Genomic DNA, 14,911 nt, shown 5'->3' on the forward strand with positions numbered 1-14,911 from the left:
ATGGTGATCCAGCTGCGCCTCGACGGCGCTGACCATGAACTCGACATCGTGTCGCGGACACCCGAATTGGTCGTTCGCCTCGACGGCAGGCTGCACCGGCTGGGCCCGGCGATGCCGGATGGTGCCGGCGCGCGCCTTCTCGTCGACGACCGGCAGGTCGCCTACGAAGCGGCAGCGGACGGCGGGGCGGTCTACGTGCGCTGCGCCGGGCGACATTTCCGTGTCGAGATTCCCGACCCGCGCGACGCCGCCGGAGCCGGCGGCGGCAACGCCGACGAGATCGTGGCGCCGATGCCTGGGGTGGTGGTCCGCCTCGCGCGCGCAGCGGGCGACGAAGTCGCGGCGGGCGACACGGTGCTCACCATCGAGAGCATGAAACTGCAAATGAACCTGACCGCGCAGCGCGGCGGGCGGATCGCCCGGATCGTGGCCCGGCAGGACCAGACCTTCGACAAGGGCGATGTGCTCGCCGTTCTGGAATCCGTAGAGGCTGCCGAGTAATGCGTAGAATAGTTTCGTCGATTTCCACCACGGATCCGGATTTCCGCCGCAACGATGCCCACTACCGTCGCATCGTGGAGGACTTCCGCGCCCGTCAGCAGGCCGCACGCTACGACCGGCCCGAGCGCGATCTCGCGCGGCTCGAACGGCAGGGCAAGATGCGACCGCGCGAGCGGCTGGAGAAACTGCTGGATCCCGGCACGCCGTTTCTCGAACTCTCGACGCTCGCCGCCAACATGGACTATGACGGCGAGGCGCCTGGCGCCAGCGCGATCACCGGTATCGGCATCATTGCGGGGCGCGAGGTCGCGATCCGCGCCGACGACAGTTCGGTCAAGGGCGGCGCCTGGTATCCGCTGACGATCAAGAAGATCGTCCGCCTGCTCGACATCGCGCTCGAGAACCGGCTGCCGGTCGTGCATCTCTGCGACAGCGCCGGCGGCTTTCTGCCACTGCAATCCGATCTTTTCGCCGACCGCCACATGGCCGGGCGGATCTTCCGCAACCAGTGCCAGTTGTCGAAACTGGGCGTGCAGCAGCTTTCGCTCGTCTTCGGCCATTGCACCGCGGGCGGCGCCTATGTGCCGGCCCTGTCGGACTATTCGGTGATCGTCAAGGGAACCGGGGCGGTGTTCCTCGGTGGCCCACCGCTTGTGAAGGCGGCGACCGGCGAGGAGGTCGGCGTCGAGGAACTCGGTGGCGCCGAGATGCATACCTCGGTCTCCGGCACCTGCGACTATTACGCGGCCAGCGAGGACGAGGCGATCGCGATCGGCCGGGAGATCGTCTCGCAATGGCGGCGCCAGCCGAAATGGGCCTGCCAGCGCGATCCGATCGAGGATCCCTATTTCGATCCCGAGGAACTGTACGGGATCCTGCCCGACAGCCCGAAGGCGGTCTTCGACATGCGCGAGGTCATCGCCCGGATGGTCGACGGCAGCCGTTTCCACGAATACCAGCCGAATTACGGCACGGCGCTGGTCTGCGGCTTCGCGAACATCTGGGGCTGGAAGGTCGGGATCATTGCCAACAACGGGGTCCTGTTCAACGATTCCTCCCTGAAGGCCGCCCATTTCATCGAACTCTGCAATCAGAACGAGACGCCGCTCGTCTTCCTGCAAAACATCACCGGCTACATGGTCGGACGCGACTACGAGCGGGCCGGGATCACCAAGGACGGCGCCAAGATGATCATGGCGCAGAGCTGCTCGCGGACGCCGAAATTCACCGTGATGTGCAACAGCTCCTACGGCGCCGGCAATTACGGCATGTGCGGGCGGGCCTTCGATGCGCGCTTCCTGTTCGGCTGGCCGACCTACCAGGTCGGCACGATGGGCGGCGAGCAGGCGGTCAACACGCTGGTCGAGGTCAAGGCGGCGCAGATGCGGCGCAACGGCGAGGAGATCGACCAGGCGGTGCTCGACGGGGTGCGCGACGAAACGCGCCGCGCCTACGAACACCAGCTCTCGGCCTACTTCGCGACGTCCCGGATCTGGGACGACGGGCTGCTCGATCCCGTCGATACACGAAACGCGCTCGGGATGGCGATCACCGCCTCGCTGAACGCACCGCTGGGAGAGCCCGGGTATGGCGTTTTCCGCTTGTGAACGGCTGTCCTCGACAGTCCGGCTCTCCGGCCGGTTCCGACGCGGCGCACGGCTAGGAAAGGGGGATCGATGTCCATCCAGGATTATGTGAACCTGCTGGTAATCGGCCTGAGCCAGGGGTGCGCCTACGGGCTCGTGGCCCTCGGGTTCGTCCTGATCTACAAGGCGACCGAGATCGTGAACTTCTCCCATGGCGAGTTCATGATGCTGGGCGCCTTCGCCGCCATCCCGCTGATCGCCCTGTTCGGGTTCTGGCTCGGCATCGTCTGCGCCCTGCTGGCGATGGCCGTCGTCGGCTTCCTGCTCGACGCGCTGGTGATGCGACGGATCATCGGTGAAAGCCAGGCCAGCGTGTTCATCGTCACGGTCGCCTTCGGCTTCATATTCCGCGCGCTCGCCGGCATGATCTGGGGGTGGCAGCCGGTCCCGTTCCCGGCCTACCTGACCGGCTCGATCGAGTTCGCGGGCTTCACGCTGCAGGCCAACCGCCTGGCGGTCGTCGCCGTGACCCTCGTCCTCTGCGGGTCGCTTTTCCTGTTCTTCTCCCGCAGCAAGCTCGGCATCGCCATGCAGGCGATCAGCCAGAACCAGCTCGCCGCCTACTACATGGCAATTCCGGTCAAGCGGGTGGTGTCGCTCGTCTGGGCGCTCGGCGCGGTCATCGCCGCGGTGGCCGGGATCTTCAATGCCCCCTTTACCCAGGTCGACACCAGTATCGGCGCGCTCGGCCTCAAGGCGCTGGCCGGCGCGATCATCGGCGGCTTCGGATCGATTCCCGGGGCGCTGCTCGGCTGCCTGCTGATCGGCGTCATCGAACCGTTCGCCGACCTTTTCGTGCCGACCCTCAAGGGGGTGTCGGCATACGTGATCATGCTCGCGGTACTGTTCGTGCGCCCCGACGGGCTCATCGCGCAAACCTTCGCCAAGAAGGTCTGAGACGATGCAGATACTCTTCAAGACCAGCTACGACCAGGACATCGATCATCTGCCCCACCGGGCCGAACTGCTGCGGGTCGGCCTTGCGCTGGCGCTCGCGATCGCGGCCCCGCTGCTCGTCGGAAGCTACATCCTCTCGCAACTCGGCCTGCTCATGGTCTATGCGATCGCCGGGGTCGGCCTGATGATGCTGACCGGCTTCACCGGCCAGGTAAGCTTCGGCCATGCCGCCTTCCTCGGGCTCGGCGCCTATGCCCATGCCATCCTCATGTCGAAGGGTGTGCCGTTCGGACTGGCGCTACCGTGCGCGGTCGCGATCTCCACCGTGATCGGCGCCGTGCTCGGGCGCTCGGCCTCGAAGATGCACGGTTTCTACCTTGCGATCGCGACCCTGGTCTTCGCCGTTCTGTTCGAGACCCTGCTGGGTGAATGGGAAGGCATGACCGGTGGTTACGCCGGAATGTTCGTGCCGGCATTCGAGCTGTTCGGTCTCGATTTCGGGAGCGGCTGGCGGCAGTATTACGTCGATCTGGCCTTCCTGGTAGTGGTCCTGCTGGCGGCCGCGAACGTCCTACGCGGGCCGACAGGGCGCGCCTTCGTGGCGATCCGCGATTCCGAGCTCTCGGCCCGCTGTCTCGGCGTTGACATCGCCCGGACGAAAATCCTGTCCTTCGCGCTGAGCGCCGGGATCACCGGCCTGGCGGGCGCGTTGCTCGCGCATCATCTCCAGTATCTCTCGCCCGAGACCTTCAGCGTCATGGAATCCCTGCGCCTGCTGCTGATGATCGTGGTCGGCGGGCTCGGGACGCTGCTCGGACCGATACTCGGGGCGACGTTCATCATGATCCTGCCGCTCATCATACGCGGCATGCGCGACCTGCTGCCGTCGGCGATCAGCGAGCAGGCCGGTCTCGAGCCGCTGGTCTTCGGCCTGATCATCGTCCTGTTCATCCTATTCGAGCCGACCGGAATGGCGGGGCGATGGACCAAGATCCGGCGCTTTATCGAGACCTTTCCCTACTATCGCGCGGATTCCTTCGAGCGGCAGAAGCGCTACGTGAAGACGGAGCGGATGCGATGAGCAGACTTGTCGTCGAGAACCTGTCGATCCGTTTCGGCGGGCTGCTGGCGGTGGAGGATGTCTCCTTCAGTGTCGAACCGGGCGAGATCTTCGCCGTGATCGGGCCGAACGGCGCCGGCAAGTCCACCGTCTTCAATCTCATCAGCCGGCTGTACGAGCCGAGCGGCGGCGCCATCCGCTATGGCGACGCCGACCTCCTGCGCTACCGGGCGCACCAGATCACCGGGCTCGGCGTGGCGCGCACCTTCCAGAATATCGAGCTCTTCGAGAATGCGACGGTGCTCGACAACCTGCTGGTCGGCCGGCACCACAGGATGCGCCGGAACCTGCTGCGCGAGATGATCTTTCCGCCCGCGCAGCGGCGCGAAGAACATGACGCGCGGCTCAAGGTCGAGCAGGTGATCGACCTTCTCGACCTTGCCCATCTGCGCTACGAGCGGATCCGCGACCTGCCATACGGCGCCCGCAAGAATGTCGAGATCGCCCGGGCGCTCTGCTCGGAGCCGAGCCTGCTACTACTCGATGAACCGGCCTCGGGCCTCAACCACGAGGAAACCGACGATCTGGCCTTCTGGCTCGAGGACATCCGGGCCGATCTCGGCGTCACCCTGGTCATGGTCGAGCATGACATGGGCCTCGTTAACCGCATGGCCGACCGCGTGCTGGCGCTCCACAACGGCCGCGTGCTGGCGCTCGGGTCGCCGGAAGAGGTGCGCGGCCACCCGGCCGTGCAGGAAGCCTATCTGGGAGGAGTCGCATGACCGAGGCGATGCTCCAGGTCAGCAATCTCGAGACCTATTACGGCCCCATCATGGCGATCTGCGGCGTCAGCCTGGAGGTGCGGCAGGGCGAGATCGTGGCTGTGCTGGGCGCCAACGGCGCGGGCAAGACGACGTTGCTCAAGACGATCTCAGGCGCGCTCAACTGCCGCAAGGGCGACGTCCTCCTCGAAGGCAAGGCCATCCAGAACCGCGATCCCAACTGGGTCGCCGCCCAGGGACTGGCCCACGTGCCCGAGGGGCGCGAGGTCTTTCCCTTCCTGAGCGTGCGGGACAACCTGATGCTCGGTGCCTATCGACGCTCCGACGGCGACACCATCTCCGCCGACCTGGAGACGATGTACCGGTATTTCCCGGCGCTGAAGGAGAATGCCGGCAAGCTGGCCGGCTATCTCTCGGGCGGGCAGCAGCAGATGCTGGCGATCGCGCGCGGATACATGTCGCGACCGAGGCTGATGGTTCTCGACGAACCCAGCCTCGGGCTCTCGCCGGTCCTCGTCCAGTCGATCTTCCACATCATCCGCCGCCTGAACGAGGAGGAGGGGCTGACGATCCTGCTGGTCGAGCAGAATGCCGCGGTGGCGCTGGAGACCTCGCGTCGTGCCTACGTGATGGAAGTGGGTGGCATCGTCATGGACGGCCCATCCGCCGAATTGGCCCGCAGCGACGACATCAAGGAATTCTATCTCGGTCAGAAGGAAACCGGCGTCCGCGGCACGCGGCGCTGGAAGAAGCGAAAGACATGGCGATGAGGGCGCGGCGATGACGCAGCACACGATTCCCACGCGGCCGCTCACCATCCACCGGATCGACGGCTGCGACACGACGCCCAAGCTGTTCCTGAAGAAGGCGGCCGAACGCGGCGACCGGGTCGCCATGCGGGAGAAGGACTTCGGGCTCTGGCAGAGCTACAGCTGGCGCGAGTTCCACGACCGCGCCATGCGCGTCGCCCATGGCCTGCGCGCGCTCGGCCTGCAGAAGGGCGACGTGGTCAGCATCCTTTCCGAAGATTGCAAGGAGTGGGTCTGGGTCGACATGGGGGTAATGCTGGCCGGCGGTGTCGTCAGCGGCATATACCCGACCTTGCAGGCGCCACAGATGCAATATTGTCTGACCGACAGCCGCACGCGTTTTCTCTTCGTGGAGAACGAGGAGCAACTCGACAAGTTCCTCGCCGTCCGCGACTCGCTGCCCGACATCGCCGGCGTCTTCTTTTTCGATCCGAAGGGCCTGCGGGGCTTTAGCGATCGCCTGGTGAAGCCGTGCGATGCGCTGCTCGAAGCCGGACGCACGGCATGGGATGCCAATCCCGGCGAGGTCGAGGCGATCGCGGCGGCGGGCGAGCCGGAGGAGACCGCCGTCATCGTCTACACCTCCGGTACCACGGGTCAGCCGAAGGGCGCCATGATCCCGCACCGGATGTTGATCCACCAGATGACGGCGACGCCGGATCATTATCCGCTCGGGCCCGATGACGAGATCCTGACCTATCTGCCGCTCTGCCATCTCGCCGAGCGCCTGTTCTCGCTCACCCTGCCACTGACGACCGGGGCGACGATCAACTTCGCGGAAAGCCCGGCCTCGGTGCCCGCCAATCTCCAGGAACTGTCGCCGACCGTGATCTTCGGCGTGCCGAGGATCTGGGAGAAATCCTATTCCCGGGTCGTGACGTTGATGTCAGAGGCGACCTGGATCGGGCGCAAGCTCTACGACGCCGCGCTTGCCGTCGGTTACCGCCGCGCCGATGCGCTGATCGCCGGAAAGCAGCCGGCGGCGTTCGACGCACTGCTGTTCCGTCTCGCGGACCTGCTGGTATTCCGGAACATCAAGCAGCTTCTGGGTCTCGACCGGGCCCGCTTCATGGTTTCGGGCGCGGCGCCGATTTCCGAGAGCCTGCTGCGCTGGTACCTGGCGATCGGCCTGCCGATCGCGGAACTCTACGGCCAGACGGAAACCGGTATCGCGACGATTACCCGTTCGGGAAGTTTCCGACCCGGGACGGTCGGCCTCACGCTGCCCGGCGTCGATATCCGGATCGCGGAAACCGGCGAGATCCTGATCCGCTCGGACGGCCAGTTCTCGGGCTATCTCAACCAGCCCGAGAAAACGGCCGAGACCATCGTCGACGGCTGGGTCCATACCGGCGATGTCGGCGTCGTCGACACGGACGGCAGTCTACGCATCACCGACCGCATCAAGGACATCATCATCACGGCGGGCGGCAAGAACATCACGCCGAGCCAGATCGAGAACGAGTTGAAATACTCGGCCTACATCTCCGACAGCGTCGTGATCGGCGACCGCAGGAAATTCCTGACCGCACTCATCATGATCGACAAGGAGAATGTCGAGCATTTCGCCCAGACACGCGGCATCCCGTTCACGGATTACCGCTCGCTGTGCGCGCGCCCGGAGATCGTCTCGCTGATCGAGCAGGAAATCGCCGGCGTCAACAAGCGCTTTTCCTCGGTCGAGCAGGTCAAACGGTTTCGCCTGATCGACATTCTGCTGACCGCGGAGGACGAGGAACTGACCCCGACGATGAAGCTCAAGCGCAACGTCGTCAGCCAGAAATACAAGAAACTGATCGACGAGATGTATGCCTGAGGACCTTCCCGGGCCGCATCTCCAATACGGAGGAGGAACGTTATGAAGTTGTTTGCTTTCCTGCTGAGCGGGGTCGTCGCGCTCGGCGTCCAGTCCGTGAGCGCCGAGACGCGCGGCGTGACGGACGATACCATCAAGATCGGCACCGTCACTGATCTGTCCGGACCGCTTGCCAGTTGGGGCGTCGCCGCGACCAACGGTCAGCGGATGCGCTACGAGGAGGTCAACGAGAACGGCGGCATCAATAGCCGCAAGATCGACTTCATCGTCGAGGACATGCAGTACCAGATCCCGATGGCGGTCCAGGCGGCCGCCAAGCTGATGACCTCGGACGAGGTTTTCGCTTTCGTGGCCAATCTTGGCACGCCGCCCAACAACGCGATCATGAAGCGGACCCTCGATGCCGGATTCCCGTACATCTTCCCGCTGTCGGCGGGCCTCTCGATGTCCGAGCCGGCATATCCGCTGAAGAAGCCCTACCTGCTGAACGACCGTGACACGATGCGCGGCGCCGTCCGCTATTTCGCGGAGACCAAGGGCGTCAAGAAGATCTGCTATCAGGTCATGGCCAATGATTACGGTACCGAGGTCGAAAGCGGCATCAAGATGGCGGCCGAGACCCTCGGCCTCGAAATCACCGCCTTCGGTCGTCACAAGCCGACCGAAACCGAATTCACGGCGGCCGTCCTGCAGCTCCGCAATTCGGGCTGTGAAGCGCTCTTCATCGGCTCGGTCAGCCGTGACGCGACGCAGATCTACACGACCGTCCGCGGTGCCGGTTGGGACGTCCCGGTGATTTCCAGTCTCGGCTCGCTGGTCCCGCCGGTCGCCGAGAACGCTGCAATGGAGGGCTTCTATACCGCGGCGCCGTTCCACCTGATCGATTTCGAGGGGGCCAAGGACAGCGCTCCGCATGTTTATGAATGGTATCAGGACTACAAGGCGCGTTTCGGGGCGAACCCCTCTGCGCAGGCAGTGATCGGCTACACCATGGCCGATGTCACCGTGAAGGCGCTGGAGAAGGCCGGGAAGGATCTCACGGTCGACAGCTTCATCGCCGCCTTCGATTCGATCGAGAGCTACAACGATCCCTTCGGCGGACCCGAAGTGTCCTTCAAGGGCGCGACCCATTACGGCGCCCAGTATTCCGTGCTCTCCCAGGTGCGGGACGGCAAGTGGGTCGTGGTAAGCCAGAGCCTGCCCTTCTGACGGGTTGCGGCGCGATCGGCTCGACCCGATCGCGCCGCGTTCCGTATCCCCGAACAGGAGAATTGCGAGCCATGACGGGATTGCCATGAGCGAGACACGCCGGGCGCCTGAGCGCGTGGTGGTCGTCGGCGGAACCGCCGGAATCGGGCTGACCACTGCGCGTCGGCTTCTCGCCACGGGGACGCGTGGCCTGGCGCTGTTCGGGCGTTCTCCCGAGCGGGGAGAGGCCGCACGGGACCGGCTGTCCGCGGATTTTCCGGAGGTGCATGTCACCTTCATCCGCTGCGACGCCGGCGAGGCCGAGGCGACGGAACGGGCGATGGCGCAAGCCGCGCGATCGCTCGGCGGAATCGACGCGCTCGTCAGCAGCGCAGGCGGCGACGTCCTGCCGAAGCTGCTGAAGGATATTCCGACGGCCGAGGTGATGTCGGTGATCGGGGCGATTGCCGGCTGCGTGATCGTGCCGGCGCGGGCCGTCTATCCGGTCATGAAGGCGCAGGGGACGGGTGCCATCGTCTGCTTCGCCTCCGATGCCTGCAAGGTCGCGACCCCCGGGGAGAGCCTTGTCGGCGCTGCCATGGCGGCGATCGCCATGTTCTGCCGCGGCATGGCGATAGAAGCGAAACGGGACGGCGTTCGGGTGAATTGCATCACGCCGAGCATCGTGCGCGGCACGCCTCTCTACGACCGGCTCCAGGAAGACGAATTCAGCCGCCGCCTGTTCGCCAAGGCCGAGCAGATGGCCAGCCTCGGTGTCGCCACCGCCGACGACATCGCCAATCTTGCCTGTTTCCTCGTCTCCGATGAGGCAGCCCGGTTGACGGGCCAGACGATCAGCGTCACCGGCGGCATCTCGGCCGCCTGACGTCCCGATTGCCTCCGAAACCTTCGAAATCGCTGCAGGTGACCGGGCCCGCCGGACGCCTGCCTGCGTGCGCGCACAGGCATCTGCATGACGGCGCGCGGTGGCGTTGCAAATTCATCGATGAAAACCGGGGGATGGCTGGGGCGCCAGGATTCGAACCTGGGATCACGGGATCAGAACCCGTTGCCTTACCGCTTGGCCACGCCCCATCCCTCGGCGCGGGACCGAACCTTTGCCCGCGCGAAGGCGATCCGTCTAGCAATACCGCCGGAGAATGTCAATCACGCTCCGTCGGTTTTGCGCGTCAACGAATGCTGCTATGTTTCATCGCGATGACGGTGACGGTCGGCGCCCACTGGCGCGGATCCATGGCGGGAGCCGTCAGGAACAGGTACCGGACAGGTCGGGAGTATTCAGTCGGATGGACGTGGCGTCGCGATCGCAGGATTCGGGGGTGGAAATCCGCTCGGCCGATACCCGGCGCGAGGTCTATGCGGCGCTCGATCTCGGCACCAACAACTGCCGCCTGCTGATCGCCTGCGCCGAACCCGGCGGGTTCCGCGTCATCGACGCCTTTTCCCGGATCGTCCGGCTTGGCGAGGGAATCGGCGATGGCGGCGACCTGTCGCGCGAGGCGATCGACCGGACGCTGGCGGCACTCCGCATCTGCATGTCGAAGATTCGCCGCAACCGGGTGACCCATCTGCGCGCCGTCGCCACCGAGGTCTGCCGACGGGCCGGCAACAGCGCCGCCTTCATCGAACGGGTGCGCAAGGAAATCGGCCTCGAACTCGACGTCATCACGACGCGGGAAGAGGCGCAGCTGGCGCTCGACGGCTGTTCGCCGCTGCTCGACCCGGAGAACGGCCATGCGCTGGTCTTCGACATCGGCGGCGGCAGTACCGAACTGATGTTTCTCCGCCAGGACGCCGGAGGCGCGACGCTGAAGGCGTGGCTGTCGCTGCCGCACGGCGTGGTCACGCTGTCCGAGCGCTTTGGCGGCTACGCGATCGATGCCGAGGCCTACCGGGCGATGCAGGAAGAGATCATGCCCGTGCTGCGCGCCTTCGAGGCGGAGCACGAGGTCGCCGCGACCCTTGGCGACGGCGGCCTGCAGGTCCTCGGCACGTCCGGCACGGTGACCACGCTGGCCGGCATCCATCTCGACCTGGCCCGCTATGACCGCTCCCGTGTCGACGGCCTGTGGATCGATTTCCCGACCATCATCGGGATCTGCCGGCGGCTCGCCACCAGCGACTACGAGCTTCGCCGCCGGCATCCCTGCATCGGCCGCGAGCGCGCCGACCTGGTGGTCGCCGGCTGCGCCATCCTGGAGGCGATGCACCGGCTCTGGCCGGCCAAGCGGCTGCGTGTCGCCGACCGGGGCGTCCGCGAGGGCATTCTTTTCGAACTCATGCGCAACGGCGCGGTACCGACGGTCTGACAACATGGCGAATGACGGCAAGGGCGGGCGTTCATCGACCCGGTTCGGCGGGCGTGGGCTGGCGACCCGGGTCAAGACCGCGAAGGGGCGCAAGATCTCCTCGAAGCGTTGGCTGCAGCGCCAGCTCAACGATCCCTTCGTCGCCGAGGCGCGGCGACAGGGCTATCGTTCGCGGGCGGCCTTCAAGCTGCTGCAGCTCGACGACCGTTTCCAGATCCTCAAGCCGGGTGCCCGCGTCGTCGACCTGGGCGCCGCGCCCGGCGGCTGGACCCAGGTGGCGATTGCCCGGACCGGCGCCGACAAGGGCGAAGGCGAGGGCGGCGGCGATGTCATCGCCATCGACATCCTGGAGATGGAATCGCTTGCCGGCGCCCGGTTCCTGAAGCTCGACTTCACCGCCGAGGGGGCCGAGGAAAAGGTCCTCGCGCTGATCGACGGACCGGTCGATGCGGTGATTTCCGACATGGCCGCGTCGGCGACAGGGCACCGGCCGACCGATCACCTGCGGATCATCGCGCTTTGCGAACTCGCCTTCGATTTCGCCTGCAAGGTGCTTGCGCCGGGCGGCGCCTTCATCGCCAAGGTGCTGAAGGGCGGCACCGAGGACCAGTTGCTGAAGTTGCTGAAACAGGATTTCCGCGAGGTCCGCCACGCCAAGCCGGAGGCGAGCCGGGCCGATTCGGCGGAAACATACGTTGTGGCACTGGGCTTCCGCGGCAAGCCCGGCGCCAGCGCGAGCGACCGGCAGGACGACAATGACAGCGGCAACGACGATGCCGGACGAGACGAGGAGAGCGGGGCGTGACGAACAACGAGCCGGTGCCGGCGGACCTGGAGCCGACGGCGTTTCTGGATCTTGACGAGCCGAAGGTCGCCGCGTTTGCCGACGAGGCGACGGCCGGCGCCCGGGATGCCACCGACCGCGCGGTCCGGCTCTACTACGCGGTGCGCGACCGGATCCGCTACGATCCCTACACCATCGAGCTTTCGGTGCGGGGGCTCAGTGCCTCGCGCTGCGTCGAGCGCGGCGTCGGCTGGTGCGTCTCCAAGGCGGCGCTGCTCGCCGCGGTCGCCCGCCATGCCGGCATTCCGGCCCGGGTCGGTTACGCGGACGTGAAGAACCACATCGCGACCGAGCGGCTGACCGAGCAGATGGGGACGGACGTCTTCTACTGGCACGGTTACACGGCGCTCTACCTGGAAGGCCGCTGGGTCAAGGCGACGCCGGCCTTCAACATCGGGCTCTGCGAGAAATTCGGCATCAGGCCGCTGGAATTCGACGGCAGCGACGATTCGCTGTTTCACCCCTTCGATCAGGAGGGCAGGCGCCACATGGAATATCTGAACGATCGCGGCAGCTTCGACGACGTGCCGCTCGAGGCGATCATGGAGACCTTCCGCGAGGTCTATCCGCGCATCGTCGCGGGCCAGACGGCGGGCGACTTCGCCGCCGAGGCGGAGGCCGAGCGGCGCGCCGCCGGGCAGGCCGGTTGACCGCCGCCAGGCCGGTGGGCCGCTGGGCGCCGGTCAGCCTCGTCGCCTTCAACACGGCCACCGAATCGGAGAACCGTATCCACGACGATTCCGTCGCCCGAAAGTTCGGCTTTCGCGGCGGCCTCGTGCCCGGCGTCGACGTCCATGCCTACATGACGCAACTGCCGGTCGCTGCCTGGGGCTTGGAATGGCTGCGGCGGGGGACGATCTTCGCGCGCTTCCGCGAGCCGGTCTACGACGGCGAGACGGTCACCGTGAGCGGCAGCGCGGTCGGCGACGAAACCGTGGAACTGAGCGTGGAATCGACCGGCCGGGTTTGCGCCACCGGGCGCGCCATCCTGCCGGACGGGGTCGGGGTCGCGCCGGTGATCGCCGACTATCCGGAGGCGCCGCTGCCGGCCGACCCGCCGCCGGCGAGCGAGGCCAGCCTGCCGGCGGGCGCGATCCTCGGCAGCCTGTCCGAGATCTTCCGGGCGGCCGAGGCGCCGGCCTACCTGGACGCCGTGCGCGACGCGCAGCCGCTCTACCGCCGGGAAGGGGTCGCGCACCCCGGCTTCCTGATCCGCCGCGCCAACGACATCCTGAAGCTGAATGTCCGCCTCGGCCCCTGGATCCATGTCGAGAGCGAGGTCCGTCATTTCGGCCTGGTTCGCGACGGCGAGGCGATCCTGACCCGGGGCCGGGTGGTCGGCACCTTCGAGCGCAAGGGGCACCGTTTCGTGACCCTGGACGTCGCGCTCTTTTCCGACGGCGGCCGGCCGCTCATCGCGGCCCGCCACACCGCGATCTACGCACCGCGCGGCGTCGCCTGAGCCGCCAGCCATCGGCGATGCGCATGGCTGCCATTCGGCGGCCAATTGATGCTGGCCGGTCGTCAACTTCCATGCCATAAACTGCGCGCAAATTCCCTGAGAGGTGATTTGCATGCAAGTCCGTATGGCGCTGACTTTCGACGATGTCCTTTTGCAGCCCGCCGCCTCGTCGGTGCTGCCCGCCAACGCCGACACCTCCGTCAACCTGACCGGTTCGATCCGCCTCGGTGTGCCGCTGATTTCCAGCGCGATGGACACCGTAACCGAACATGCCATGGCGATTTCCATGGCGCAGTCTGGCGGCATCGGCGTGATCCACAAGAATCTCGGGATCGCCGAGCAGGCCTCGGAGGTCCGCGCGGTCAAGAAGTTCGAGGCCGGGATGGTCGTGAACCCGGTGACGATCAGCCCGGAACGGCCGTTGTCGGACGCGCTGGCACTGATGGACCGGCACAGGATTTCCGGCATCCCGGTGACCGAGTCGGACAGCGGCCAACTGGTCGGCATCCTGACCAACCGCGATGTCCGCTTCGCCACCGACATGAGCCAGTCGGTTCGCGAACTGATGACCAAGGACAACCTGGTCACCGTGCCCGAGGCGGTCAGCCAGTCCGAGGCCAAGCGCCTGCTGCACCAGCACCGCATCGAGAAGCTGCTGGTCATCGACGATGCCCATCGCTGCATCGGCCTGATCACGGTCAAGGATATCGAGAAGGCGACGCTGTTCCCGAACGCCGCCAAGGACGAGCATGGCCGGCTCCGCGTCGCCGCCGCGACCGGCGTCGGCGAGGACGGCCTGGCCCGCGCCGAGGCGCTGATCGAGGCCGGCGCCGACCTGATCGTGGTCGATACCGCGCATGGCCATTCGGCCGGCGTGCTGAAGGCGATCTCGGCGATCAAGGGCCTGTCCAACTATTCCCAGGTGGTTGGCGGCAATGTCTCGACGGCCGAGGCCGCGCGCGCGCTGATCGATGCCGGGGCCGACGCGGTCAAGGTCGGCATCGGGCCGGGCTCGATCTGCACGACCCGCGTCGTCGCCGGCGTCGGCACGCCGCAGCTCACCGCCATTCTCGATTGCGCCGAGGCCTGCCGCGCCCGCGGCATCCCGGTGATCGCCGACGGCGGCATCAAGAATTCCGGCGATGTCGCCAAGGCGATCGCCGCCGGCGCCGATTGCGTCATGGTCGGCTCGCTGCTGGCCGGCACCGACGAGAGCCCGGGCGAGGTCTTCCTCTACCAGGGCCGTTCCTACAAGTCCTATCGCGGCATGGGCTCGCTGGGCGCGATGGCGCGCGGTTCCGCCGACCGCTATTTCCAGGAAGAGGTGACCGACAACCTGAAGCTGGTGCCGGAAGGGGTCGAGGGCCAGGTGCCCTATCGCGGCCCGGCCGGCGCCGTCATCCATCAGCTCGTCGGCGGCTTGAAGGCGGCGATGGGCTATACCGGCAACGCCACGATCAAGGACATGCAGAGCAATTGCAGCTTCGTGCAGATCACCAATGCGGGCCTGCGCGAGAGCCATGTTCATGACATCACGATCACCCGCGAGGCGCCGAACTATCGCCAGTCCTGAGCC

Annotated in this window: 14 protein-coding genes and 1 tRNA gene; 14 read left to right on the forward strand and 1 reads right to left on the reverse strand. The window is 66.4% G+C overall.

Going from position 1 to position 14,911, the window contains the following annotated elements; all coding sequences use genetic code 11:
* From OCH7691_RS09900 to OCH7691_RS09940, 9 genes are all read left to right on the forward strand, one after another.
* Positions 1-501: an acyl-CoA carboxylase biotin carboxyl carrier protein subunit gene (locus OCH7691_RS09900; RefSeq protein WP_085883204.1), complete on the forward strand. Its 501-nt coding sequence runs from the start codon at positions 1-3 to the stop codon at positions 499-501.
* Positions 501-2,108 carry an acyl-CoA carboxylase subunit beta gene (locus OCH7691_RS09905; protein WP_085883205.1) on the forward strand — a complete coding sequence of 536 codons (1,608 nt, stop codon included), beginning with the start codon at positions 501-503 and terminating at the stop codon, positions 2,106-2,108. The genes OCH7691_RS09900 and OCH7691_RS09905 overlap by 1 nt, the downstream gene beginning before the upstream one ends.
* 69 nt (positions 2,109-2,177) lie before the next feature.
* Positions 2,178-3,044 carry a branched-chain amino acid ABC transporter permease gene (locus OCH7691_RS09910; protein WP_085883206.1) on the forward strand — a complete coding sequence of 289 codons (867 nt, stop codon included), beginning with the start codon at positions 2,178-2,180 and terminating at the stop codon, positions 3,042-3,044.
* Positions 3,045-3,048: 4 nt separating this feature from the next.
* Positions 3,049-4,125 (forward strand): branched-chain amino acid ABC transporter permease, encoded by a 1,077-nt coding sequence (locus tag OCH7691_RS09915; protein ID WP_085883207.1) that lies wholly within the window; start codon positions 3,049-3,051, stop codon positions 4,123-4,125.
* Positions 4,122-4,886 carry an ABC transporter ATP-binding protein gene (locus tag OCH7691_RS09920; protein WP_085883208.1) on the forward strand — a complete coding sequence of 255 codons (765 nt, stop codon included), beginning with the start codon at positions 4,122-4,124 and terminating at the stop codon, positions 4,884-4,886. Before OCH7691_RS09915 ends, OCH7691_RS09920 begins: the two co-directional genes overlap by 4 nt.
* Complete coding sequence (locus OCH7691_RS09925; RefSeq protein ID WP_085883209.1) at positions 4,883-5,656, forward strand: ABC transporter ATP-binding protein; 774 nt, start codon at positions 4,883-4,885, stop codon at positions 5,654-5,656. The genes OCH7691_RS09920 and OCH7691_RS09925 overlap by 4 nt, the downstream gene beginning before the upstream one ends.
* 10 nt (positions 5,657-5,666) lie before the next feature.
* On the forward strand, positions 5,667-7,511 hold the full coding sequence (locus OCH7691_RS09930) for an AMP-dependent synthetase/ligase (protein WP_085883210.1): 1,845 nt from the start codon (positions 5,667-5,669) through the stop codon (positions 7,509-7,511).
* A 42-nt stretch (positions 7,512-7,553) separates the two neighbouring features.
* Entirely contained in the window at positions 7,554-8,720 is a 1,167-nt protein-coding gene (locus tag OCH7691_RS09935; protein WP_085883211.1) for an ABC transporter substrate-binding protein, read from the forward strand.
* A gap of 85 nt (positions 8,721-8,805) precedes the next feature.
* Complete coding sequence (locus OCH7691_RS09940) at positions 8,806-9,585, forward strand: SDR family NAD(P)-dependent oxidoreductase (RefSeq protein WP_085883212.1); 780 nt, start codon at positions 8,806-8,808, stop codon at positions 9,583-9,585.
* Positions 9,586-9,720: 135 nt separating this feature from the next.
* On the opposite strand, the gene OCH7691_RS09945 is transcribed toward OCH7691_RS09940, so the two are convergent.
* Positions 9,721-9,794, reverse strand: a tRNA-Gln gene (locus OCH7691_RS09945).
* Positions 9,795-10,039: 245 nt separating this feature from the next.
* On the opposite strand from OCH7691_RS09945, the gene OCH7691_RS09950 reads away from it, so the two are divergent.
* The 5 genes from OCH7691_RS09950 to guaB all read left to right on the forward strand — a co-directional run bounded on the left by OCH7691_RS09950 (position 10,040) and on the right by guaB (position 14,908).
* Positions 10,040-11,029, forward strand: coding sequence for a Ppx/GppA phosphatase family protein (locus OCH7691_RS09950; RefSeq protein ID WP_217807888.1), 990 nt, complete (start codon positions 10,040-10,042; stop codon positions 11,027-11,029).
* Between the two features lie 4 nt (positions 11,030-11,033).
* Positions 11,034-11,834, forward strand: coding sequence for an RlmE family RNA methyltransferase (locus tag OCH7691_RS09955; RefSeq protein WP_085883214.1), 801 nt, complete (start codon positions 11,034-11,036; stop codon positions 11,832-11,834).
* Complete coding sequence (locus tag OCH7691_RS09960) at positions 11,831-12,523, forward strand: transglutaminase-like domain-containing protein (RefSeq protein WP_217807889.1); 693 nt, start codon at positions 11,831-11,833, stop codon at positions 12,521-12,523. Before OCH7691_RS09955 ends, OCH7691_RS09960 begins: the two co-directional genes overlap by 4 nt.
* Positions 12,520-13,335 (forward strand): hotdog family protein, encoded by an 816-nt coding sequence (locus OCH7691_RS09965; RefSeq protein WP_139839607.1) that lies wholly within the window; start codon positions 12,520-12,522, stop codon positions 13,333-13,335. Before OCH7691_RS09960 ends, OCH7691_RS09965 begins: the two co-directional genes overlap by 4 nt.
* 112 nt (positions 13,336-13,447) lie before the next feature.
* Positions 13,448-14,908 (forward strand): IMP dehydrogenase, encoded by a 1,461-nt coding sequence (gene guaB / locus OCH7691_RS09970; RefSeq protein ID WP_085883216.1) that lies wholly within the window; start codon positions 13,448-13,450, stop codon positions 14,906-14,908.
* Positions 14,909-14,911: the final 3 nt, after the last annotated feature.

This window comes from Oceanibacterium hippocampi (assembly GCF_900172325.1).
In the GTDB taxonomy this organism is placed as follows: domain Bacteria; phylum Pseudomonadota; class Alphaproteobacteria; order Sneathiellales; family Sneathiellaceae; genus Oceanibacterium; species Oceanibacterium hippocampi.